This window comes from Pseudomonas salicis (assembly GCF_057128705.1).
Genome location: NZ_JBSKHU010000005.1, coordinates 398969 through 423700, shown reverse-complemented (window position 1 = coordinate 423700; position 24732 = coordinate 398969). Strand labels below are relative to the sequence as shown.

Sequence of the window (24732 nt, the reverse complement as noted above, 5' to 3'; positions counted from 1 at the left end):
TCTATGCTCAAACGCCTTGCCTGGCTGGTGCTCTGTGTCTGCGCCCCGCTGTCCGCCGCGCCTCACGTCGATAACGAACGTTTGCAGCACCTCGCCGATTCCAGGTTCTGGATCGCGATCGGCCACTATGAATCCGGCAAGCTGGGTGGCTGGCGCAGTTATGTCGATGACCCCAAATTCTTCCTGGCCACCCATGGTGCCCATGACCCGAAAGCCGAACTGGCCGCGACCCTCGAAGCGATCTATCGCCCGGTCGTGCAAGGCAAGGAAGACCTGCACCCGCAATGCGTCTATCCCTCGCGCACGCGTTTTCTGCGGGACGAGCTGAAGCTCACTGACCTGCCCGCCGTGGACTGCAAAGCGTTCAACAAGTGGTTCTCCGATGTGGCGCCGGACAGCACGGTCATGATCTTCCCCGCCGCATACCTCAACAGCCCGTCGTCGATGTTCGGCCACACGCTGCTGCGTATCGACCAGGCCAATGTGCAGGCGAACAAGACTGCCCTGCTCAGTTACGCTATCAACTTCGGCGCCTACATCGAAGGCTCCGACAACAGCATTCTCTACGCCTGGAAAGGCCTGATGGGCGGCTACCCCGGCCTGTTCGCGCTAGTGCCGTATCAGGAAAAACTCTCCGAGTACCGTAGTCTCGAAAACCGCGACCTGTGGGAATACCGCCTGAACCTGACGCCGGAAGAAACGCGGCGCATGGTCGAGCACGTGTGGGAACTCAAACAGATTCGCTTCGGCTATTTCTTCTTCGATGAAAACTGTTCGTACCGGCTGCTGGAGCTGTTGCAGGTCGCGCGCCCGAGCCTGAACCTGACGCCGCAATTTCAGCTCACGGCCATTCCCACCGACACTGTGCGGGCTGTTAAAGAAGCCGGTCTGGTCGAAAAAATCGACTATCGCCCCTCCAAGGAGCGCGAACTGCTGAGCCGCGCCGAACCGTTGAATCACGATGAGAAACAGTGGGTGCTGAAGGTGAGCGCCGACCAGAAGCAAATGCAGACGGCGGAATACCTCGCGGTGCCAAAAGAGCGCCGGGCGTTGATTCAGGACGCAGCCTATCGACTGGAGCGTTACCGCGCTAACGGCGAGGAGCGCGACTCTGCAAGGTCGCAACGCAGCTACGACCTGCTGCGGGCAATCAGCACCAACCCGCCGCCTGCGCTTGATATCGAGCGTCCGGGTTTGCCTGAAGACGGCCACGAATCGCGCACCTGGCAGTTAGGCGCAGGTACGCGGGACGACAAGGCTTTCGCGGAATATGGGTTGCGCATGGCCTATCACGACCTGAACGACAACGCTTACGGCTTCCCGCTCGGCGCGCAGATCGAGATTCTTCAGTTGAAGCTGCGCCAGTACGAAAACAATAAGTGGCAGGTGCAGCAACTGGACCTCGCGACCATTCGCTCACTCACGCCGCGCAACGAGCTGTTGCAGCCTTGGTCGTGGCAGGTCGCGGGCGGTCTGGAGCGCGTGTTGGGCAAGCATGGCGACGAAAATCTGGTGAGTCACGTGAACGGTGGCGCGGGCGGGACATGGAAGCTGGGGGATGACGTGCTGGGCTTTGCGCTGGGCACGGTGCGCGTCGAGCACAACAATGATTTTGACGCGTTCGTTTCGCCTGCTGCGGGCTTTGACAGCGGGGTGCTGTGGCGCAATCCGCTGGGCAATTTGAGCCTTGAGGGCAAGGGCGATTACTTCACCAACGGCGAAGTGCGACGCACGATCAGTCTGAACCAACAGTGGGAATTGTCCCGAAACCTGGGCTTGCGGTTGAGCGCCCAGCGCGAGTTCAGCGAGCTGACGTCGCCGGTGAATGAAGTGATGCTGGAGTTGAAGTGGTATCACTATTGATCTGATAACCGCACGACCTGGCCGTGCGGTTACAGGTAGATGCCCGCGTACAAGCGCCCTGTGGGAGCGAATTCATTCGCGAAGCATCATTACATCCGACACATCTCTATCGACTGCCCCTTTTTCGCGAATGAATTCGCTCCCACAGAAGCCCGATGGCGCCCCGACGCGTGAGTCTGACTGGGGCCACCTGCGGGGACTCAGCACTCACGCCACCTTCGCGGTATACCCCTCCTCCACAATCAACCCGATGATCTGATCGGCCGGCAGTTGGCTTTGCACGACCACCTCACCTTTGGCCAGGTCGATCTGCACGTCGGCACTCGGATCTTCGCCTTTGATCGCGCTGGTGACGGCGCGCACGCAGTGGCCGCAGGTCATGCCTTGAACGTTGAAGGTTTGCATGTCGTGACTCCTCGGTTGAGTGAAAAGCAATGAATGTCGGCATGTTCGACCTTCCCATCGGGGCAAGGTCAAGTTTTGATTGAATCTGCCGGGCTGGTATTCGGTCGTGCTCTGAGCCAAAGTGTTTCATCAACGTACATCAGGAGAATCGGCCATGGGCGGGTCTGCCTTTCGCATCGCAGGTTTCATTGGTCTGCTGGCCTCCGCATCCTGGGCTCAGGCGGACGAAGATTATGGCGTGCTCATCATTTCCCGCGAACGGCTGGAAGTCGCCACGTCCTGTGAAATTGGCATCTACATGCAGGATCAACTCGTCGGCCGCCTGTTCCAGGAAGAGTCCCGCTCGTTCAACCTGCCCGCCGGTAACATCTCTGTGCGCCTGCGTGTGCTGCCCGGCCAGATGCCCGGTTGCTCACCCGGCATTGAAGCGCAGAACAACACCGCCCTGCACATCAACGCTGGCGACGTTCTGAAGTACCGTATCGCGTCAGGGCCGAACGGGATGTACCTCAAGCGCGCCGAGTTGAATTACTAAGCCTGAAAAAGCACACCCTCCTTCGCTCAAAAATCGAGACTTGACCTTGCCCACGTGGCAAGGTTGATCCTTGTCGGCAATCGCCTTCAAGGAGTCCTCAGGATGTCCAGTCCCGATACGTTCGACCTGCCCATCACCGGCATGACCTGCGCCAGCTGCGCGGGACGTGTCGAGCGGGCGTTGCGCAAAGTCCCTGGCGTGAAGAGCGCCACCGTCAACCTCGCCAACGAGCGCGCCCACGTCGAAGTCCTCGACAAGATCGACCCTGCGAACCTCATCGCGGCGGTGGACAAAGCCGGTTATGGCGCCAGCCTTGAGCAGGATCGTGGTGTTCAGCAAGCCGATCAGCTGAAACGTCATGACAGCGAACGCTGGCACCTGATTCTGGCCATCGTGCTCGCTCTGCCGCTGGTGCTTCCGATGCTGCTGCAGCCATTTGGCGTGCATTGGATGCTCCCCGCCTGGGTCCAGCTTCTGCTGGCCACCCCTGTGCAATTCTTCCTTGGCGCGCGCTTCTATATTGCGGCATTCAAGGCTGTGCGGGCGATGGCGGGGAACATGGACCTGCTGGTCGCGCTGGGCACCAGCGCAGGTTACGGACTGAGCGTTTATCAGTGGCTTGTCACGCCAGCCGGTGCCATGCCGCACCTGTATTTCGAAGCTTCGGCGGTGGTCATCGCCCTAGTTTTGCTGGGCAAATACCTGGAAAGCAGCGCCAAGCGCCAGACCGCCAGCGCGATTCGGGCGCTCGAAGCGCTGCGGCCTGAACGCGCGGTTCGGGTGGTCGACGGGCAAGAAGCCGAAGTCGCGATCAGCGCGTTAAAAATCGGCGATCTCGTGCTCGTCAAACCCGGCGAGCGCTTCCCGGTGGACGGCGAAGTCGTCGAAGGCCAAAGCCATGCAGACGAAGCGCTGATCAGCGGTGAAAGCCTGCCTATCGCCAAACAGCCCGGCGACAGGGTCACCGGCGGCGCGATCAATGGCGAAGGCCGCCTGCTGGTCAGCACTCAGGCGCTGGGGGCCGAAACCGTTCTTGCACGCATCATTCGGCTTGTCGAAGACGCGCAGTCCGCCAAAGCGCCCATTCAAAAGCTGGTCGACAAGGTGAGTCAGGTGTTCGTGCCTGTCGTCCTACTCTTGGCGCTTGCGACCCTGATTGGCTGGCTGCTGACAGGTACCGCCACGGAAACGGCGCTCATCAACGCGGTCGCCGTGCTGGTCATCGCCTGCCCGTGCGCCCTGGGCCTGGCGACACCCACTGCGATCATGGCGGGCACCGGCGTCGCGGCGCGCCACGGCATTTTGATCAAGGACGCCGAAGCGCTGGAGCGCGCTCATGAAGTGACTGCCGTCGTGTTCGACAAGACCGGAACGCTAACCTCCGGCACACCGCGCATTGCCCACATGATCGCCGTTGATGGCGACGTGAACGCATTGCTGCAGCAGGCCGGTGCGCTCCAGCGAGGAAGCGAGCATCCGCTGGCCAATGCCGTTCTGGACGCCGCACGCGAACAGGGCCTGACGTTGGAAGACATCACCCAAAGCCGCTCCCTCGCCGGGCGCGGCATCGCAGGCACCTTGCAAGGTCGTGAGCTGGCGCTGGGCAATCGGCGTCTGCTGGACGAAAGCGATCTCACGCCCGACGTCCTCGCCGAAACCGCTCAGGCCTGGGAAGCGGAAGGTCGAACATTGTCCTGGCTCATCGAACTGAGTCCGCAACGCCGCGTGCTTGGCCTGTTCGCTTTTGGTGACACCCTCAAACCGGGCGCCGCGCAGGCCGTTAAGACGCTAAGCAAGCGAAACATCAGCAGCCACTTGTTGACCGGCGACAATCGCGGCAGCGCCCGTGTGGTGGCTGAAGCGCTGGGCATCTCGGACGTGCACGCCGAAGTGCTGCCTGCAGACAAAGCCGCCACCGTGATCGAACTCAAAAAGACGGGTGTCGTGGCGATGGTCGGCGACGGCATCAACGACGCCCCTGCCCTTGCTGCGGCCGACGTCGGCATCGCCATGGGCGGCGGCACCGACGTCGCGATGCATGCCTCGGGCATCACCTTGATGCGCGGCGATCCTCGGTTGATCCCTGCTGCGCTCGACATCAGCCGCAAGACCTACGCGAAAATCCGGCAAAACCTGTTCTGGGCCTTCGTTTACAACCTGATCGGTATTCCGCTGGCGGCGTTCGGCCTACTCAATCCCGTGCTGGCGGGAGCAGCCATGGCGCTGTCCAGCGTCAGCGTCGTAAGCAACGCCCTGCTGTTGAAAACCTGGAAACCCGACGTTGAAGGAGACGCATCATGAACATCGGCCAAGCCGCGAAAAGCAGCGGCCTCAGCGCCAAAATGATTCGCTACTACGAATCCATCGGCCTGCTACAGGCCGCCCATCGCACCGACACCGGCTACCGGTTATACGGCAAGGACGACCTGCATACCCTCGCTTTCATCAAACGCTCGCGGGATCTGGGGTTTTCGCTGGAAGAGGTCGGCAAACTGCTGACACTGTGGCAGGACCGGGGTCGCGCCAGCGCGGATGTCAAAGCCCTTGCGCGGCAGCACATCGCCGAGCTGAATCAGAAGATCGCCGAGCTGGCGGGTTTGCGCGATACGCTGCAAGACCTGGTCAAACACTGCCACGGCGATGACCGGCCGGATTGCCCGATTCTCAAAGATCTGGAATCGGGTGGGTGTTGCCGAGCATGAAAAAGCCCGACCTGGGTCGGGCTATCACATCAACCGTTCACTGCATCCACGGCGGAGGCGGTTCTTCAGCTTTGTTCGGTGGTGCATCGTCCGCCGCCCTTGCCGCCTGACGCCGTGCTTCATCACGTTGCGCCGCCTCGATTTCACGCAGCACGCTGCCAACGTCAGCCTCTTCGTCCGGGTCGTCGAACTCGCCGGTCAGCACAGTCGCTGGCGACAAAGTGCCCGCCTGATAGTAAGCCCACATTTCTTTGGCAAAGCGGGTTTTCTTCAGCTCCGGTGCGAAACGTCCGAAGTACGAAGCCATGTTGCCCACGTCGCGTTCGAGCATGCTGAACGCATGGTTGTTGCCCGCCGCATCCACCGCCTGGGGCAAGTCGATGATGACCGGGCCGTCCGGTGAAAGCAGCACGTTGAACTCGGACAGGTCGCCGTGCACCAGACCGGTACACAGCATCAGCACGATTTGTTGGATCAGGAACGCGTGATACTCGCGGGCCTGATCGGGTTCGAGGGTGACGTCGTTCAGACGCGGGGCCGCATCGCCGTACTCGTCCGAGACCATCTCCATCAGCAACACGCCATCAAGGAAGTCGTAAGGCTTGGGCACTCTGACGCCCGCGCCCGCCAGACGAAACAGCGCCGCCACTTCGGCGTTCTGCCAGGCATCCTCGGTTTCCTTGCGCCCGAACTTTGAGCCCTTGGCCATCGCCCGGGCATCCCGGCTGTTGCGGACCTTGCGGCCCTCCTGATATTCCGCCGCCTGACGGAAACTGCGTTTGTTCGCCTCCTTGTAAACCTTTGCGCAGCGCAGTTCTTTGCCGCAGCGCACCACATAAACAGCTGCCTCTTTACCGCTCATCAGCGGGCGCAGCACCTCGTCTACCAGACCGTCTTCGATCAGGGGTTCAATGCGTTTTGGAGTCTTCATCAGCTTTTATTGTGGGTCCTTCGTTGCCAAACACGCGATTGTTGCTCGTTATACGGCAATCCTCTGCCAGCGAGTAGGGGCATGTGGATTGAGTCATGGATTCAATTGCCAACCATACGTTCCCTGAATCATGGCAAGCAGCTTTCATGCCGGGTGTCGGACTGTCGCCCCTGAGGCTTCGTATCCTGGCGCAAGAAAATGGTTCCTGACGCTCTCCACCGATTCGGTCATGGGAAGTTGTGCCAGAACAAGAAAAAAGGGGCCTTGAAGACCCCTGCCATGACACCAAATGTTTGCGTCTTCGTTACCAGCTGTAGCGCAGGCCCACGTTCACACCCCAAGGCTGCTCGATGTTTTGTCCGTTGCTGTAATCGATGTCGGCGTGCAGTTGCAGAACCTCGGTCAATTGAGCGGCCACACCGGCGCCCATTTCTCCTCGGCTGCCCGACAGGTCATTGCTGAAGCTGTTGTCGTTCACCTTCACCCGATTGGCGTTGGCGAACTCGTGAGCCAAGGCGACCTTCATATAAGGCTGGACGTATCCGCCATTTTCCATCGGGAAATTACGCCCAACGGTCGTCCCGACTTTGCCGAGAAACGAATCCGCCTTGTTGCTGCTGGCGTGCATGCCGTTGTCCAGCGAGTAGCTTTCACCCTGCACCCACAGGGATGAAATCTGGCCGAAAGGCTCGACGAACCAATTGTCTTGCAGCTTGATGTGCTTGCCGACTTCGACCGATGTCCCGATGCCATTGGTGTTGTAGTCGCCGTCGGTCTTGGTCCCGTCGCTCATGCGCACGTCAGATGAGTTTTTGAAGCGGTTGGCCTTGAGCACTGCGTCGACGTAATAACCGCTGTCTGACAGCCACGTGGTGTAAGCGCCAACGTAGTAGCTGTCAACATGCCCGGACGTGCCGGCCGCGATGTCCAGGTCCGAACGGCTGTAGCCCGCCAACAGGCCAATCAGCCACTGCCCGCTAGAAACCGGCAACGGTGCATCGACACCGAACGAAACGCCGTGCTGATTCTGTTGATACGCCGTGCCGCCGGCTGCCGACATGTTGTATTTGTTGCCGTATGCCCGCGTCCACGCGCCACCCTGGGCCTCACCGTAGCGAAGCTCCCCCATGCGACTGCGCAAGGTGCTCAGTTCGCCATACCAGACGGTGGGGGCAGCGCTGAACAGACCAATCACGGATTCGGTACCCGGCGTCACGATCGGGTTGCCGTCATCGTCGAATTTCTGCACCAGGTACCAATCCGTGCCTTCACGCTGTTCGAGCTGGTAGGCGAACGTACCGAAGTCGACCTGGCCGCCGACCAGACTGAAACCCGCCGTGCTTCCGGTGCCGGTGTGCACAACCTGCTGATCCGGATCGCCCTTGATCGGGTCAATCCCGGTGTTCTTCACCAGCAACTCGTAGTCCCCGCTCGCCTGCCCGGAAACGTTGACGAGGTCGCCCTCACGACCGCCGAGGTTGGTGTCCATGATGAACCGGCCATTACCCGACAACGAATCGAGATTCAGGGTCTGGAACGTACCCTCCCCTGCTCCCAGCTTCACCGTGCCTGCGTTCATGTTCAGGTGGCTGACACCCTGGCCGTCAGGCGTGGTCCACGTGGAGTTGTTCAAATTCAGCTGGGCGACATTCTCAAGCTTGCCGCCGAGCTGCGAGTTGCCGGAAAGATTGAAGGTCTGAACATCGCTTACATCCCCAGAGACGCTGGAGTTGCCGTCGACGTTGAACGTCTGGACACGGGTAATGTTGCCCGTCGCCGACGAATTGGCCGTCACGCTCAGATTCGTGACGTCCGCAACGTCACTGGCAATCCGGGCGCCGTTCAGCGCATCGAATGTGGCGACACGGCTGATCGTCCCGGCGGTTGAGACGTTCCCGTTGGCAGTGAGCGTCGTTACGTCGCTGACATCGCCTTCGATGCGCGACCCATTGAGAACGTTGAGCGTATTGGCCCGCGTAATGTTTCCCGTCACCGAAGCGTTGTTGTTGAGGTTCAAGTTCGCGACATTGGTGATATTCCCCGTGATGCCAGCGTTGTTTTGCAGCGTCAACGCGCCCGTCGAGCCATCGCCGATCAGCACATCCCCGGTGAGCAGGCTGTCATCGACGAGGATCGTTGCGCTGGAGTTGTTGGCGACTTCGAGAATCACGCCATTGCCACCGCTCAGCGTCGAGCCATTGCGGAGGGTGATATCGGCCGACGAGGCCAGGGTGTTGCGGAATGACCCGACAATGATGGCGCTGCCGTTGGTCCCGGTGACCGAGGAGTTGTCGACGATGATGGTGCTCTGCTGGCTGGGCAGTGACGCATCAGGGCTGACCAGAATGCCGTTCTGTTCACCCGTGATGGAGCTTTGATCGGTGATCGTGGCGTTCCCGTTGAAGAGCGCTATCCCGATACCGCCATTGAGAAACCCCGTTCCGCCTGCGCTGTTTCCCTGGACGGTGCTGCCCGAAAGGGTGACATCGCCTGCCGCGACGCTGACTCCGCGCTCCTGACCGATGATCGTGCTGTCCGTGACATTGGCAACCGTGCCGCGGGTGCCCGCCAGGTTGGTATTCAGAAAGAGGCCGAAGTCGCCGGTACTCTCGATACGCGCTCCGTTGAAAACACCGGTGGCCTGGTTCAAGGCGACGCCAACGCCACCCGATTGAACCAGCGCCTTGGGATTCAGATTGACCACTGATCCGCTCGACGCGTTAATGCCCCCCGTCGTCGCGCCGTTGACGGTCAGTATGGCCTGATTGAGAAGGGTCCAGCTTTCGACTGGGGCGCCGCTCTCAATCGTTTCAATTGAGCCATTGAGCGTGCGTGCCGTGGCCTGCTGTTGAACCATGAATAATGCCAAACCAATTGAGAGTGCCATCGTTGATTTTGGAAAATGTACAGACATTCGCTGTCCTGCCTTATCTTTTAAGAAGTGGCACACATTATGAGAAGACAATGAAATCATGCTTGTAGGACATTTCTTATTTAAGCGCAGGAAATATAAACGGGTAGTTATAACCATCGATTTTTTCGCGATTACAAACCGTGCTTTTATCGCGAATACTTAATGAAACAGGCTCGCAATCTTAGTCATCCGGGTTATCGCGAAAGATCATATCCCCACCCTCTGTTCAGCGTCGGCCCGCTGCTACGCTGACAACAAGGCCGAATGCAATGCCCTGCTTGGGTAGACCCGTCAACCGGCCTTATTGACTCAATACATCGCTTGTCTCGAACCGCGCTTATCCAACAGCTAGCGGAGCGGACTATCACGTTTCGGCACGAGGTACTGGAAGCGCACATTTCACGCACGGTGTGGCTCACGCGATAACGGAATGTCAGCCAGTTAATCAATGGAAGCAGGAGATACATATGACCATTTTGCAAAGTCGTGTACTCAGGCAAGGCGCTTGCAGGATCGATCCATTTACTGCAAACGACCTGAACGCCCCATCACTCACAATTCCGGAAGCTATCCCGGGTTACAACGGGTTACTGCACATAAAGACGCTCGAAAATGACCTGGAAATCAATTTGCCCTGGTGGAACGGTGTCGAGCAAGACATGCGTCTGCAAATCGCCTGGAAGCCGTTTGTCGAGGATGATCCGAACGATCCTGGTGACGCTAATCTCATCGGCACACGGCACGTCGTAACGGATGCAGAGGCCGCTGATACCACTACCGTGTTCAAACTTTATGTCCCCAAGGCGCTTCTGGTTCATGGCGTCTACATCATCCGGGTGAGGGCCAGATCATTCCCAGGGGGCGTGAGCGACTGGACGCTTCGGCACACTGTGCGCGTCGATACCGAGAAGCCGGGCGGTGGCGCACTGCCCTTGCTGACGTTCCCGCCGGAAGTCGAGACAAGCAAACTGATCGTCGATGCCAACATCCAGGACGGCCAACTCCCCGTGCAATTGGCCCACTATGAAGGCATCGCCAGAGGCGACACCATCGAGCTGTGGATCAACACAACACCTTGTCATTCGGATGAACTGACGGTTGATCCAGACCCGGTCGAGGGGTTTATTCGGCTCGCCTACCTGGAGACCGAGCTTGAAGCCGCTGGCAACGGGCCCGCCTCTTTCTTTTATAAAGTGACGGACAAATCTGGAAATTTCGCAGGTTCAAATAGCCAGGTGTTTGACATCCAGTTGCATACCACACCATCCGTGATTCCAGCACCCACCGTCCCCCAAGCAGAGCCGGATTTCGGCGCCGACCCGAATTCGGGTTTGCTGGATGAAGCAGAAGCGCGCTCCGGGACAAAGGTGGGCATTACCAAATTCGATCTGGCTCAGGCCGGGGACGAGATCATGGTTCACTGGGGCAGCCAGACTTCAGCGAGATTCCCGCTGACCGATGCCGATTTAGGGAATGACCCGTTCATTACGATTGATCTCGCTTACAGTCTGGTGATTGCAGAGACCGAACAAGGGACCGTCGATGTCACATTCGAAGTATTCAGAAATGGGGTTTCCGTCGGGATGTCCAACATCAACACCGTCAAGGTGGACCTGAGAATTCCCGGCGGCCCGGACCCGGACCCCACGACCCCCATCAACGAAAACCTGAAGCCGCTGATCGCACGAAGCGCCAGCGCCGGAGACCCGCCACCGCCGGGAGAAGACAACGTCATTCCGCCGGAAGACTTCGATCAGGACGCGCGCGTCATCATCTCTTGGCTGGATGTCGCCGGTGGTGACATCTACGAAGTGGACGACGAAATTGAAGTGACATGGGGTTCTCAAACCACCACGACCATCACACGCACGATTGTGCAGCAAGACCTCGACGATGCGATCGACCTGGTCGTGACCGTTCCTACTGCCACAGTCCAGGCAGAGGGGTCGGGCATTGATATTCTGGTGTTCTACACCATCACGCGCTTGACCGTTGCACCGCCAAACGGGAACCGTGCCATTGCCCCGTCTGCACGGGTCAAGGTCGTCGGGCCGGACGAGCTGCCCGGCAGTGGGACCATCGCTGTGCCTGTGTTCACTGTCCTGAATGAAGACGACGCGATTGGGCAGGATCAACTGATCGGCCCGACGGGAGGCCGCTATAACCCGGTTCGCACCCGAGTCAACTACGCCAACGTTGCCGCTGGCGACACCGTGCAGTTGTTCTTCAGCGGGTATGACAGGCTCACAGGCGGATCGCTGGTCCCCGGTGCGGCTTATGAACCGGTTTACACCCTGACGCCAGCAGACATCTCCGCAGGCACTTACACCTTCAACGTCTCGGCGCTGTACCACTTCGCGGTGTGCAGCAGGGGCCATGTGCAGGCGTACGTTGTGTTCACCAACGCCAAGGGTTCATCACAATCCAACTCAGCGTCGGCGTATTGCGACGTGAAACGCCCGAACGATCCTGATTGCTCCAGCTACGTGCCTTAGGCCGCTAGTGCAATCGCGAATGGCGCGGCCGGAGTCGGTTCCGGCCCGCGCCCATCATTTCAATACACACGATTCACTCTTCACGGCACAAGGAGCGTTCTGTGGGCAACTCAACGATTACTCCGCTAGCACTGTCCAGCCCAAGGGTTCCCTCGACGGAAGCCAAAGGCGGATTGAACTGGACAGATTTGTACGAAGACCCCGAAGCCAGCATCGTGGTGCAAGTGGTGCTTCCCATCGGGAACGAAATAGGGCCGGGGGACCGCATCGACCTCTTTTGGCAAGAGCAGGGCCTTCTTTCAACCCTCGTCGATGACAAGGCACTGGAAACCCGTCTGGTCAGCTTTCTGGTCAAAGCAACCGACATCATTCAGTTTGGCGACGGTGAACATAAGGTGGCCTACGAGGTCACCTCAGCCATTGGCGGTTCGACTGATCGCTCGCCTGTCCGATTAGTGCTGGTAAAAACCCTGGTCCCTGGCGGAACAGACCCGGACGCAGGGACGCCCTACATCAATGAGGACCTGCCTGAAATTCAGGGCATTCCAGAGCTCATCGAAGAGCCGACTCAGAGCCTGACGGTGACCATTGCGCCCTACGAAAACATGGATTCACATGACAACGTCACGCTTGACTGGGGCGGCCAACGCATTCTTCCCAGTCCACCTGTCATCGTTGGCAACCCTGTCAGGTTCGATGTCACGCGCGCGGTGCTGGAAGCCAGCGCAGGCAAGGTAATCGTACGCTACCAGATCCGGGATCTGGTCAACAACTGGTCAAAATGGTCCCTTCAGCGCGACACCGACGTCGAGGTGGGCAACAGTTTTCTGCAGGCTCCAAGAGTCAGCGGCACTGGCGTGGTCGATGGCAAGATAGACCTGAAACTGTTGGGCAACAGCGACGTGCAGGTGGAGATTCCTGTCTACACCCTTAGAGCGGGGACTGCAGAATATGCGCAGGTTCAATCCTCGGCTGATACGCCACAGCCGTTCATGGAGCGCGACGACCAGGTGCAACTGGCCTGGAGCGGACACACCGCAGACGGTACTTTGCTGCCCGACGTGCTTCTCAACTACAAAGTTACGGAGAACGACATTGGCTGGCCCATCGCCCTGAGCGTGCCTAACGCGCAGGTGAAACTGATTGCGAAGGGCTACGCGACCATGCGCTATACAGTCACGCCTGCAACAGGACCTTCCAAGTATTCCCGAAGGGCCAATGTGCAGGTAATTGGCGACGTACAAAACTTGCCACCGCCCAGCATACTCGAGGCGACTGGCAGCATTCTGGACCCTGACGCACTCCCTGCGAGCGGGGCGACGGTTCATATCGACGCCTCCGAAATGATTGCCATCGGCGACCAATTGCAAGTCTCCTGGAGCGGCACCGCGGCCAACGGGACACCTTTGGTGCATACGATCAACGTCCTCGTCACGGGAAGCGTTGTCGGGAAACCCATTACGCGCTCAGTGAGCAAAACCTTCGTCGACCCCTTGGTCAATGGCAAGGTGGACCTCAGCTACACGTTGTACAAGGGTGACGGGCCAGTCATTGTTTCACCGGTTAGCACGTTCCAGATTCGCCAGGCAGGCGCGCAGTTGCCCGCTCCGGTCGTGGATCATTCCGAAGGCGATTTGCTGGACCCCGCAAAAGTACCGGCTAACGGCACCACCATCCGGGTCAATTACACCCCCATGCAGGCGGGGGAAACCGTCACCGTCGTCTGGGCGACAGATTCGCCTTTCACAGACACGTTCGTGGTGCCATCGAACTGGAACGGCAAAGAAATTCCTTTCGATCTGGCGAAGACGTACGTCGACGCCAACTTCGGCAAAACGGTGCAGGTGTACTACACGGTGGTTTTGAACGGAGCGACCCGCACCTCTGCCAGCAAAGCGCTGCTCATACAGGCCGCAGGGCCAAGCGAGCTCATTGACGACTTCGACGAGCATGACGCCGATTTGATCAGCGCGGGGGGATTGATCAAGACCCGGAACATGACGATCCGGTTCGTATCGGGGACAGGTGCCGCCGGCTTCGATGGGCGCTATGTCCTCCATCCCGAAGCTGATACCGGGCTTTTCACCAATCCGGTCCTGCAAGTCAGTTATCGAGAAAACGGCAGTCAGGTGATTGAGCTTCAGTGCGACACCGACTGCACCACCCTGAGCTTCAACGTTCATGGCGTGGCTTCCAATGCCACCGCGATCCGCTACCTGGACGCCTCCAGAACGGAGCTACGCACACAGGTGTTGCCATCGCAACTCAACCAGACCGTGACTTACACGAGCCCAACGAGTCGCATTCGGTATCTGGAAATCACCAGCAACGCTGACTGGACCCTTTGGGACCACTTCGTTATGAAAATCTGAAACGCGCCAAAGCGCATTTACGCTCAACAAGGATGAACATCATGAGCAAGATCACAGACGACGACAAAAAAAAACTGGCCGAAGCCTTCTCCTCAGTGGGTAAGACCCCTGGCGTGAGCACGTTCAGCAGCACTCAACAGAACACCTTCCCCGCACCGACGGTGACCGAAGCACCTTCAGGCACCCTGAATCCCATACTCGGTACATCTGGCGTACGCGTCGAGGTTGCCTACCCCGAGATGAACGTCTCAGACATCATCGGGCTGTCGTTCAACGGTAATGACACATTCGAAGCGCAGAACGGCAGCATGTTCGGCAAGGTGACGTTCGCCGTGCAAGTCGCGGACGTTGCCAAAGCGATCGGCAAGACCGTCGATGTCATCTACGCGGTGGTCCGCCCAGCCGGCACTTCAATTTCCGAGTTCTTGAAACTCACCGTGACCCCGATCCCGGAAAACCAGCTCGCGGGCCCGCAGATCACACAAGCCACTGGGGGCACACTTGATGTGACCGCCTTGACGGCCGACGCCGATGTCACGGTGTCGGCATGGCCTTTAATCGCCGTCGGGCAACGTCTTTGGCTAAAGCTGGAAGGCTCGACCGCGCTGGATTTGCCCGCATGGCAGGGCTTTGCGATCACCAGCACAGGCGTTCAAAGCACTAAGATTCCGCAAAGCTTTCTGAAAGGCCTGACCGACGGCTCTTCACTGAAGCTGGTGTTGGAAGTGTCGTTCGATGGGGGGGCCACGCGCCAGGCATTTCCGTTGACGACATATGCCATCACGGCCGTGCCGCCCATTACCTCCGTCACCATCGACCGAGTGACCGACTCTAAGGGCGTCGATATCCCCCACGAAGGCACCACCACAGACACCAGTGTGACGATCTATGGCTCGGTGGCGTGATCAAAATCATGCCTGCGCAGTGGGCAGCGGGGCCGTTGACCATACGCGCAGATGTCACGCGCGAAACAGCTCACCCGGCGTGAAGCCGAACAGGCCTTTGAACGCTGCGATGAACGCTGACGTTGAGTCATACCCGCAATTCAGGGCGGTGCTGGTCACGCTGTCGCCCTCCTCCAATGCATCGAGCGACGCGAGCAATCGCGCTCGTTGTCGCCACCCTCTGAAACTCAAACCGGTCTCGCGCTGGAACAGGCGCATCAGGGTCTTTTCCGACATGTTCAGGCGCGCGGCCCAATCGGTGAGCGTGATGGTCTGGCCGGGGTCTTCGACCAGTTCATTGCACAGCGCCAGCAAGCGGGCATGACGGGGCAACGGCAGGGAAAAGCCGACCTCAGGCAGTTGCGCCAGTTGATCGAGCAGCACCTGCACCAGTCGGGACTCGTGGCTGTCGCGTTCGGGATAATCCGGGGGCAACAGGCAGAAAGCTTTGATGAGTTCACGGGCCAGCGGCGTGACTTCCAGCACCCGGCAGCGATCTGGCGCCCATAAAGAATCCTGAGTGCGAACGTACAGGCTGCGCATTTCTGCCCGGGTCGAGGTGACCACTTCATGACCCAGCCCGGCGGGAATCCACACGCCCCACTGCGGCGGCGCGAAGAAGCTGCCCTGCTCGGTGTGAACGCCGAGAACGCCGCTGATGGCGTAGGAAAACTGCACCCAGTCGTGGCGATGGGTGGGTGTCCATGAGCCCGCACTCAAACTTTCGGCACGGGCGTAAACGGGACGAGGCAGGTCGGTCAGGGCGGGGATCTGCCGCAGCGTGTCGGGGCTGCGGGAGGTTGAATGTCCTTTGCTCGGCATGGGCGCGCCTTCTGTCGTGAAGCGGGCAGTTTACGGGGCCATCAATAGGCTATTCCAGCAATACAGTTCAGACTCAGCGCTTTCCACTTCTGCCTCGGTTTACGCCTGCGCCTCTGACGAAGGCGGAGTTGGCTTGCCTACGATCTGCCGGGGACCGGCAGTGAATCCGGCGCGCGCGGTGTGTCAGGCAAATAGCGTCGTCGGGTTTTACTGCCGCTCCGCGCCAGATCGCGAGCAAGCTTGCTCCTACGGCCTGCGGCCAGAATCAAAAGCTTCACCCGCCTACAATCTGCATCTGCCGAAGGCGTGGGAGTGCCGGGGTGGCGCTCCACCTTGCCTACGATCTGCCGGGCACCGGCAGTGAATCCGGCGCGCGGTGTGTCAGGCAGGACGCTCATTCACCGCTCCAGAATCGCCGTAACGCCCTGCCCGCCCGCTGCACAAATCGAGATCAGCCCGCGCCCTTGCCCCGCCACGCTGAGCAGTTTCGCGAGGTTGGCGACGATGCGCCCGCCGGTCGCGGCGAAGGGGTGTCCTGCTGCCAGCGAGCTGCCTTTGACGTTGAGCTTGCTGCGGTCGATGGCCCCCAACGGCGCATCGAGGCCCAGACGGTTTTTGCAGTATTCCGGGTCTTCCCAGGCTTTAAGCGTGCACAGCACCTGCGCGGCGAATGCCTCGTGGATTTCGTAGTAATCGAAGTCCTGCAACGTCAAACCATTGCGTGCCAGCAGCCGTGGCACGGCATAGACAGGCGCCATCAGCAGCCCTTCGTCGCCCCGCACGAAATCCACCGCTGCCGCCTCGCCATCGCGCAGATACGCCAGGATCGGCAGGCCACGCGCATTGGCCCATTCCTCACTGGCCAGCAACACCACCGACGCGCCATCGGTCAACGGCGTAGAGTTTCCCGCCGTCAACGTGCCACGAGGGCTGCGCTCGTAGGCCGGTTTGAGTGATGCCATTTTTTCGAGGCTGGCGTCGACGCGTAGATTGTTGTCCCGGGTCAGGTTTCGAAACGGTGTCAGCAGATCATCCTGCCAATCCGAGTCATAGGCAGCCGCCATTTTCTGATGGCTTTCCAACGCCAGTTGGTCCTGGGCCTCCCGAGGTATCTGCCAGGTCTGCGCCATCAGCTCGCAGTGCTGCCCCATCGACAGCCCTGTGCGAGGCTCGCCGTTGCGGGGCAATTCGGGCTTGAGGTTGTGCGGCCTCAGTTGGGTCAGCACCTTGAGTTTGTCGCCCGTGCTCTTGGCGCGGTTGACCTGCAACAGGATGCGTCGCAAGTCTTCGTTCACCCCGATCGGCGCATCGGATGCCGTGTCCACGCCGCCCGCGATGCCGCACTCGATTTGCCCCAGGGCGATTTTATTGGCCACCAGCAACGCCGCTTCCAGCCCGGTGCCACAGGCCTGCTGAACGTCGTAGGCCGGGGTCTGCGGAGACAGACGCGAACCCAGGACACACTCGCGCGTCAGGTTGAAATCCCGGGAGTGCTTGAGCACTGCACCCGCCGCCACTTCGCCCATGCGCAGGCCGTGCAGGTTGAAGCGTTCGATCAGGCCTTCCAGCGCGGCGGTGAGCATGTCCTGATTGCTGGCGGTGGCGTACGCGCCATTGGAGCGGGCGAACGGAATGCGATTGCCTCCGACGATGGCGACGCGGCGTATCTGGTTCATTGAAATCTCCCTGTCCTGTGTGCGCTGATCAGCCCGAAAGCGTAGGACTTATTAGCCATTGATGTGGTCCACTTCTTTGAACCCCGACTCAAGGAGAGTGTTCCATGGCATCTGATCGCTACATTGACTTCGCCAACTCGGACATCGGTCGCCGACTGGTCGGAGCCGTGGGCCTTCCCGCGCCAGCGCGACTGGAACGCTGGCAGGCCGGGCGCCTGCGTCCGGTAGAAGGTGCGCTGCTGTTGAGCGGCGGCCCGTTGGCGGAGCGCGTCAGCGAGTTTGCCCCGCGCATGACCGACTTGCTGTTCAGCTTCGCGAGTGACGTCAGCGGCGCGCATCCGTGGGCACCCGATCAGGGCTCGAAGATAAAAGCGGTCGTGTTCGACGCCAGCCCCCTTTTGCATACCTCCCAACTCTCTGAGCTGCGCGACTTTTTCCAGCCGGTGATCCGCCATCTGGAAAACAGCGCGCACATCGTGATCCTCGCCCGCACGCCCGACACCCAGACCGATCCACTGGCCGCCAGCACACAGCAGGCGATCGAAGGCTTCAGCCGCTCGCTGGCGAAAGAAATGCGCAACGGCGGCACGGTTCAACTGCTGCAAATCGAAGACGGCGCGGAAGATCAACTGGAAGGCGCCTTGCGTTTTTTCCTGTCGCCAAAGAGCGCGTTCATCTCCGGCCAGGTCATTCGCCTCAGCGCCTCAACAGCCCACGTGCAGGACTGGAGTCGCCCACTGGCCGGACGCAAGGCATTGGTGACCGGCGCTGCTCGCGGCATCGGTGCGGCCATCGCGGAAACCCTGGCCCGAGATGGCGCAGATGTTGTGTTACTGGATGTGCCACAAGCCAAGTCCGACCTTGAAGCCTTGGCCGCGCGGCTTGGCGGTCAACCGCTGGTGCTGGATATCTGCGCACCGGATGCCGCAGCCCAGTTGATCGAACACCTGCCCGACGGACTCGACATCCTCGTGCACAACGCGGGCATCACTCGCGATAAAACCCTTGCCAACATGACTGCCGACTTCTGGGATTCGGTGCTCAACGTCAACCTCAACGCCCCGCAACTACTGACGCAGGCACTCCTCGATGCAGGCACCCTGCGCGACAACGGCAGCGTGATTCTGATGGCCTCAATCAGCGGATTGGCCGGCAATCGTGGGCAAACGAATTACACCACCAGCAAGGCCGGTTTGATCGGGCTGGCGCGAGCGTTGGCACCCTCGTTGAAAGAACGCGGTATCAGCATCAACGCAGTGGCACCGGGCTTCATCGAAACCAGCATGACCGCGCACATGCCCTTCGCTTTGCGTGAAGCAGGCCGACGCATGAGTTCGCTCGGCCAGGGCGGCTTGCCCCAGGACGTCGCGGAAGCGGTGGCATGGTTGGGTCAGCCGGGCACCGGCTCGGTCACCGGGCAAGTGCTGAGAGTCTGCGGGCAAAGCGTGATTGGGGCTTAACGAATACGGGAGAGAATCGATGAGTGCACATTGGCGCTATCTGGACACCCCTCCATCGCTGCCGGGCTTGTTCATGCAGGCGGCGTTGCGGCGCAAGATCAGCGGCTCACAGCTGCCGGATCAGGGGCTGCGCTGCTGGGTCTCGGTGGACCCCGACAAAGTCAACGCCTTCTCCAAGGTCTGCGGGTTCATCCCCGGTAGCCTGTTGCCGCCCACGTACCCCCACGTGCTGGCGTTCCCGCTGCAAATGAAACTGCTGACCGACAAGGACTTCCCGTTTCCGCTGTTGGGGCTGGTGCATTTGCATAACCGCATCAGCATTCGCCGCCCGCTCGGCAGTGTGATCAAGGCGCAAGTCAGCGTGCGCGTCGCTAACCTCAAACCCCACGCAAAAGGCGCGACGTTCAGCCTGATCACGCAGTTCGAAGACGCGCTGGGGCTGCTGTGGGAAGAGGACAGCACCATGCTGTGCAAAGGCGCGAAGATCGAAGGTGAAATTGAAAGTGCCTACGAACCGGCACCGCTGCCGATGACCGAGCTGGCGACGTGGTACGTCCCCGCCGATATCGGTCGGCAATACGCGAAAGTCAGCGGCGATTACAACCCGATCCACCTGAGCGACAGCAGCGCCAAGCTGTTCGGCTTCCCTACGGCCATCGCCCATGGCCTGTGGATGAAAAGCCGGACGCTGGCCGCGCTGGATGATCATTTGCCTGCGTCAAATGTGGATATCTCGGTGGAGTTTCAGAAGCCCGTTCACCTGCCGAGCGAGGTGACGCTGTCCGCCAGCGCGGCGGGGTCTCATGGTCAGTTGAAGGTCCAGGGCAAGGAAGGGATCGTGCACATGATCGGGACGTGGCAACCTGCGGCGGAGTGACTACAGCTTCAGATTTCACCTCTCACCCTTGTAGGAGTGAGCTTGCTCGCGATGACGGTCTGTCAGTCACCATTCCGAATCTGGCACGCCGCCATCGCGAGCAAGCTCACTCCTACAGTGACTAACGCACCGAATTTCCATCGGCTTCACTTGATTCCGCCCCGCATCCCCCTGAAGCTACCCACCTTCAGGAGACCCGCCCCATGAACCTCGACGAAATCACCCAACGCCTGCATCGCATCCGCGATACCAATGACTGGCGGCAATTTCACAGCCCTAAAAATCTCGCCATGGCCGCCAGTGTGGAAATGGCCGAGCTGGTGGAGATTTTTCAGTGGAAAACCGAGGACCAGTCACGTCAGCTACCCGCCGATGAACTCGCCCACGCGGGTCAGGAAGTGGGTGACATCGTGCTGTATCTGCTGCTGATGTGCAGCGAACTGGGGCTGGACATGAACGAAGTGGTACGCGCCAAGCTGGCCGACAGCGAGCGGCGGTTCAGCAAATGAGCGACCGTCATTTCGACCAGTTGGCCACGCGCTTCGCCGAGAAGATTTACGGCGGCGCCAAGGGCGCGATCCGTCTGGCGGTGTTGCAGGCAGACCTGAAAGAAAGCCTGCCGGACCGCCCCCTGCGCGTCCTCGACATCGGCGCCGGGCTGGGCCACATGTCGCTCTGGCTCGCTGAACAGGGGCATGACGTCACCCTGGCCGAGCCTGCTGAACCGATGCTGGAAGGCGCACGCCAGCGCTTCGCAGACGCCGGACAAACGGGCACATTCATTCAAGCCCCATGGCAGGCGCTCCCTGAGCAACTGAGCGAGCCGTACGATCTGGTGATTTGCCACGCCGTGCTTGAATGGCTTGCCGAACCCTTCACCATCCTGCCGGTCTTGCGCCAGCTCACCCAAGCCGATGGCTGGCTGTCGTTGGCGTTCTACAACCGGGATGCGTTGATTTATCGCAATCTGCTCAAGGGCCATTTCCGCAAAATGCGTCGAAATACGCTGGCCGGTGAAAAGCAGAGCCTGACCCCGCAAGAACCCCTTGATCCGCGCGAATTAGCGGCGCAACTTGAGGGTCTGTGGCGGGTCGAAACCCAGAGTGGCGTTCGGGTATTCCACGATTACATGCCGGTCGAATTCCAGGCGAAAGCCGAGCTGGCCGACCTGCTGGAAATGGAACTCGCCCACCGTCGCCACCCAAGCTTTGCCGGATTGGGACGTTATCTGCACTGGATGTGCCGACCTGTTTGAGGCTACCTGCGGAGACCATCATGAAACGCCTCGCTTTGCTGCCCCTCTTCCTGGCTTTGGCCGCGTGTCAGAGCCCCAACCCGTACACGGCTGTTTCCGCCGCCATTCCGCCTGCTCCGCCGCAAGCGGCCAACGCCATCGACATGAGCGCCTACCCCGCTGCGCCCCGTGATTTCGGGCGTTATCGCAACTGGACGTGGCTCAACGGTCAGTTGCCGCCGGGCACGCAATGGGCGGAGTCGGCGCAGGTCGCAGAAGCGGTGAGCAACGGTCTCGACCAGCGGGGCTTGCGGCCTTCGCAGAACCCGCAGACCGCTGATTTGCGCGTCGCGGCCGACACCCACACGGAAACCCGTATTCGTCAGGTGCGTGACGATTATTACGACCCGTACTACGGCGGTGGTTATTACAACGGGTATCGCAACGGCTATGGCGGCTACGCCACGGTGCCGGTCGTGCGAACCTATCAGGAGCAAGTCGTGGTGGTGCGCATCAGCCTGTTCGACGGTCGCAGCGGTCAGCCCGTTTGGAGCGCCAGCGCCGAAACCGGCAGCGGCGGCGATCAGTCGGCGCGGGCGAAGGCGTTGCGCCAGGCCGTGCAGCACGCGCTGACCGCTTATCCGCCGTCGTAATCTTTCCTGTTTTCTTTCTGGAGAACCGTCATGTTCCGCTGCATCGCTGTCGTGTGTGTTGCCCTGCTGCTCGCCGCGTGCCAGACCGATCGGGTCAATCGTGACTTCGACGCGCAGCGCGATTTCGGTGGGTATCGAACCTGGGCTTGGAAAGAACCGGCTCTGCAATATCAGCCCAACGACCCTCGCATCAAAAGCGACCTGACTGAGCAGCGCATTCGGCAGTCGGTCGGTGAGCAGCTTGACCAACGTGGCCTGCGCATGGCGGCGTCGGGTGCAAAGGCCGACGTCCAAGTGCAAGCCTGGCTGATCGTCGAAGACCGCCAACAACTGGTCACCACCCACTACGGCGGTGGCGGCTATTGGGGCAACCCGTGGGGCGGTTACTGGGGCGGCCCGATCGGCAGTGAAACGCGCAGCGTCGACTACAAGGTCTCGACCCTGCAAATCGACATGCTGGACGGCAAGGACGGCAAACTGGTCTGGCGCGGCAGCACCGAACAGGTGGTGAACGACAACAACGCCAACCCGGCCGCGCGGGAATTGGCGCTGCGTCAGACCGTACAGAAAATCCTCCAGCAATACCCGCCCCATTGATGTGCGGGTAACTAACTCTGTGGGAGCGAATTCATTCGCGAAAAATCGTTCAGACGCTACAGATGCGTCGCATGTACGGACGTTTCGCGAATGAATTCGCTCCCACAGGGATTTCACTCCGATTCGGCATTCGTGTCGACATAACGTCCGATTCCGTCCATCACCCGGCACACTTCTCAACCCCCGGCTACACTCCCCGCATCTCGGGTGAGTAGCGACGGCTTTGCCGAAGGAGTGCTGGATGTCTCCCCTGATGTACCCCTACGCACGTCGGGACCGGCAGCGTGGCGCCATAGGATTGATGGCCGCGCTGACCCTGGCTCTGGCTCTGCTGTGCACCCTGGTGGTGGTCGACAGCGGGCGACTCTACATGGAAAAACGCTCGTTGCAGCGCGTGGCGGATGTGGCGGCGCTGGAGGCTGCCAGTCGCGGCGGCGATTGCACCGGCAGTAACACCGCCAGCACGTACGCCACCCAAAGTGCGACCCGCAACGGTTTCACGGTTTCCGACAACACCCGTACCTTGGCCACGCGCTGCGGCATCCTGATCGTCGGCACTGACAGTCGACGCACCTTCGCGGTCGACGCCACCCGTTCTGACGCCATTCAGGTCACGGTCAGCCACAGCGTGCCACGCAGCATCGCGGCCGGTGTCAGTGCGATGTTCGACACCACGCCGTCGCCACCCGATGTTCAACTGAGTGCGGTGGCGGTGGCGGCCGGCGTTCCACCGATCGCAGCTCTGAGCATTCGCAACACCACGCTGCAATTGAATTCCGCCAACGCGAGCATCCTCAACCCGCTGATCGGCGGTTTTCTGGGCAGCAGTGTCAATCTGGATGTCGCAGGCTGGCAGGGGCTGGCCAACAGCAACATCAGCCTGCTCGGCTACCTGGATCAGTTGAAGAGCGACATCAAACTGTCGGCCCTCGATTACACGCAACTGTTGAGCAGCAACATTGCGGTCAGCCAACTCCTGCAATCGGCAATCAACGTGCTCGACCCCAACGGCACCCTCGGCGCCACTGCAACCGTGCTCGGGTTGAAGGCGCTCAAGGTGGCGGTAGGCTCGACGCAAGTGGTGCTGGGCAATCTCCTTCAGGTTCAGGGCGGGACCGACATCGCCGCGCTCAACACCAAGGTCAATCTGATGGACCTCGTGGAAGGCTTCGCCCAGTTGGCGAACAAACAGAATGGCCTGGTGGCCAACTTTCCGATCAATCTCGCAGGGCTGGCTCAGGTCAACGCTCGCGTACAAGTGATTGAACCTGGCCAGCTGTCTGCCATAGGCAACCCCAAACTCGCGATAAAAGACCCCAACCCCAGAACCGGCCCCAACCGCATTTACGTGCGCACAGCGCAGGTCAAGACACTGCTGAACGTGAAACTGCCGGCGCTGGATGGGGTCGCCTCCCTGGCCAATGCCGCCACCAACCTCATCGCCCCACTGACGCCGACGGTCAGCAGCCTGCTGCACCTGGATCTTGTGGGCGTCGTCAATTCAGTGACCTGCCTCTTGGGTGCCGGGTGCCAGACGCTCGATCTTAAATGGCTCTCTGACAGCAGCAACAGCGTCAGCCTCGACATCGCGCTCACCGCCACCAGTGCCGAAAGCTATGTGACCGGGTACACCTGCACCACCAATACCAATAAATCACTGACCACTCAGACCCAGTCCGCCATCGTGGATTTGAAAGTCGGCAAGATTGACCCGGCTGCGGCATTTCCGGCGAGCACCAATCCGGCCACGATGGTTCCCGGCCCATTGCCAGTGCTGGATATCGGCATCAAGACCTGCCATCTGGTTCTGGGTATCGGCACGTGCGGCGCGCGAACCGCGTTTGCGGGGGGCGGCATCGGTGTGAGCCTGAATACTTCGCTGGGCGTCACGGGCACGCCGTTTACGTACATCTCACCCAACCTGCCGGAGATCAATCAGGCGGCGTACTTTCCTCCCTCCCCCGTCCTGACGACGCCGACCAGCGCCTTGTTGTCGAATGCGCTGTCGGGGATTCAGGTCAACATGTACAAACCCACTGTCAGCAATGGATTGGGGGATTTGCTTAGCAATCTGGGGACGGTGCTCAGCGGGATCACGACGGCCCTGGACCAGGTGCTGGCCAGCACGCTGACCCCGCTGATCAGCGGCTTGATCGACCCCTTGCTCAAAGGCCTCGGCGTCAACCTCAACGCCGTGGACGTCGGCGCCAACCTCAGCTGCAATCTGGGGCAGGCGAAGTTGGTGATCTGAG

19 protein-coding genes are annotated in these 24732 nt (G+C 60.3%); 14 read left to right on the top strand and 5 right to left on the bottom strand.

Features of this window, described 5'->3' with window-relative positions:
* The first annotated feature begins 3 nt into the window (after positions 1-3).
* Positions 4-1863: an Lnb N-terminal periplasmic domain-containing protein gene (locus ACWKWE_RS20345; RefSeq protein ID WP_483851515.1), complete on the top strand. Its 1860-nt coding sequence runs from the start codon at positions 4-6 to the stop codon at positions 1861-1863.
* A 207-nt stretch (positions 1864-2070) separates the two neighbouring features.
* On the opposite strand, the gene ACWKWE_RS20340 is transcribed toward ACWKWE_RS20345, so the two are convergent.
* Complete coding sequence (locus ACWKWE_RS20340) at positions 2071-2268, bottom strand: heavy-metal-associated domain-containing protein (RefSeq protein WP_483851514.1); 198 nt, start codon at positions 2266-2268, stop codon at positions 2071-2073.
* A gap of 154 nt (positions 2269-2422) precedes the next feature.
* On the opposite strand from ACWKWE_RS20340, the gene ACWKWE_RS20335 reads away from it, so the two are divergent.
* The 3 genes from ACWKWE_RS20335 to cueR all read left to right on the top strand — a co-directional run bounded on the left by ACWKWE_RS20335 (position 2423) and on the right by cueR (position 5505).
* Positions 2423-2803: a hypothetical protein gene (locus tag ACWKWE_RS20335; protein ID WP_341960113.1), complete on the top strand. Its 381-nt coding sequence runs from the start codon at positions 2423-2425 to the stop codon at positions 2801-2803.
* A gap of 102 nt (positions 2804-2905) precedes the next feature.
* Complete coding sequence (locus ACWKWE_RS20330) at positions 2906-5104, top strand: heavy metal translocating P-type ATPase (RefSeq protein ID WP_483851513.1); 2199 nt, start codon at positions 2906-2908, stop codon at positions 5102-5104.
* Complete coding sequence (gene cueR / locus ACWKWE_RS20325) at positions 5101-5505, top strand: Cu(I)-responsive transcriptional regulator (protein WP_166598361.1); 405 nt, start codon at positions 5101-5103, stop codon at positions 5503-5505. Before ACWKWE_RS20330 ends, cueR begins: the two co-directional genes overlap by 4 nt.
* Positions 5506-5542: 37 nt before the next feature.
* On the opposite strand, the gene ACWKWE_RS20320 is transcribed toward cueR, so the two are convergent.
* Positions 5543-6436, bottom strand: coding sequence for a PA4780 family RIO1-like protein kinase (locus ACWKWE_RS20320; RefSeq protein WP_341960123.1), 894 nt, complete (start codon positions 6434-6436; stop codon positions 5543-5545).
* Positions 6437-6740: 304 nt separating this feature from the next.
* On the bottom strand, positions 6741-9293 hold the full coding sequence (locus tag ACWKWE_RS20315; protein ID WP_483851512.1) for an autotransporter outer membrane beta-barrel domain-containing protein: 2553 nt from the start codon (positions 9291-9293) through the stop codon (positions 6741-6743).
* Between the two features lie 524 nt (positions 9294-9817).
* Here ACWKWE_RS20315 and ACWKWE_RS20310 point away from each other — a divergent pair.
* From ACWKWE_RS20310 to ACWKWE_RS20300, 3 genes are all read left to right on the top strand, one after another.
* Positions 9818-11845: a hypothetical protein gene (locus ACWKWE_RS20310; RefSeq protein ID WP_483851511.1), complete on the top strand. Its 2028-nt coding sequence runs from the start codon at positions 9818-9820 to the stop codon at positions 11843-11845.
* A 101-nt stretch (positions 11846-11946) separates the two neighbouring features.
* Positions 11947-14217 (top strand): hypothetical protein, encoded by a 2271-nt coding sequence (locus ACWKWE_RS20305; protein ID WP_483851510.1) that lies wholly within the window; start codon positions 11947-11949, stop codon positions 14215-14217.
* Between the two features lie 41 nt (positions 14218-14258).
* Positions 14259-15122: a hypothetical protein gene (locus ACWKWE_RS20300; RefSeq protein WP_483851509.1), complete on the top strand. Its 864-nt coding sequence runs from the start codon at positions 14259-14261 to the stop codon at positions 15120-15122.
* Positions 15123-15176: 54 nt separating this feature from the next.
* Here ACWKWE_RS20300 and ACWKWE_RS20295 read toward each other — a convergent pair whose 3' ends face one another.
* Both ACWKWE_RS20295 and ACWKWE_RS20290 read right to left on the bottom strand, forming a co-directional pair.
* Entirely contained in the window at positions 15177-15983 is an 807-nt protein-coding gene (locus tag ACWKWE_RS20295) for an AraC family transcriptional regulator (protein ID WP_483851508.1), read from the bottom strand.
* A 398-nt stretch (positions 15984-16381) separates the two neighbouring features.
* Positions 16382-17659 carry an acetyl-CoA C-acetyltransferase gene (locus tag ACWKWE_RS20290; RefSeq protein ID WP_166598354.1) on the bottom strand — a complete coding sequence of 426 codons (1278 nt, stop codon included), beginning with the start codon at positions 17657-17659 and terminating at the stop codon, positions 16382-16384.
* A gap of 104 nt (positions 17660-17763) precedes the next feature.
* Here ACWKWE_RS20290 and ACWKWE_RS20285 point away from each other — a divergent pair, with 104 nt between their 5' ends.
* The 7 genes from ACWKWE_RS20285 to ACWKWE_RS20255 all read left to right on the top strand — a co-directional run bounded on the left by ACWKWE_RS20285 (position 17764) and on the right by ACWKWE_RS20255 (position 24731).
* Entirely contained in the window at positions 17764-19119 is a 1356-nt protein-coding gene (locus tag ACWKWE_RS20285) for a 3-oxoacyl-ACP reductase (protein ID WP_483851507.1), read from the top strand.
* A gap of 19 nt (positions 19120-19138) precedes the next feature.
* The gene (locus ACWKWE_RS20280; RefSeq protein WP_483851506.1) at positions 19139-19996 is read left to right on the top strand and encodes a MaoC family dehydratase; all 858 of its coding nucleotides are present in this window, start codon (positions 19139-19141) and stop codon (positions 19994-19996) included.
* 203 nt (positions 19997-20199) lie between these two features.
* The gene (locus tag ACWKWE_RS20275) at positions 20200-20505 is read left to right on the top strand and encodes a nucleotide pyrophosphohydrolase (RefSeq protein ID WP_166598351.1); all 306 of its coding nucleotides are present in this window, start codon (positions 20200-20202) and stop codon (positions 20503-20505) included.
* Positions 20502-21251, top strand: a complete 750-nt coding sequence (locus ACWKWE_RS20270) for a methyltransferase (RefSeq protein WP_483851505.1) — start codon at positions 20502-20504, stop codon at positions 21249-21251. The genes ACWKWE_RS20275 and ACWKWE_RS20270 overlap by 4 nt, the downstream gene beginning before the upstream one ends.
* 20 nt (positions 21252-21271) lie before the next feature.
* A complete protein-coding gene (locus tag ACWKWE_RS20265; RefSeq protein WP_166598349.1) occupies positions 21272-21883 on the top strand; it encodes a DUF4136 domain-containing protein in 612 nt (203 codons plus the stop codon).
* A 30-nt stretch (positions 21884-21913) separates the two neighbouring features.
* Positions 21914-22480, top strand: coding sequence for a DUF4136 domain-containing protein (locus ACWKWE_RS20260; protein WP_483851504.1), 567 nt, complete (start codon positions 21914-21916; stop codon positions 22478-22480).
* A 241-nt stretch (positions 22481-22721) separates the two neighbouring features.
* Complete coding sequence (locus ACWKWE_RS20255) at positions 22722-24731, top strand: pilus assembly protein TadG-related protein (protein ID WP_483851503.1); 2010 nt, start codon at positions 22722-22724, stop codon at positions 24729-24731.
* Position 24732 lies beyond the last annotated feature (1 nt).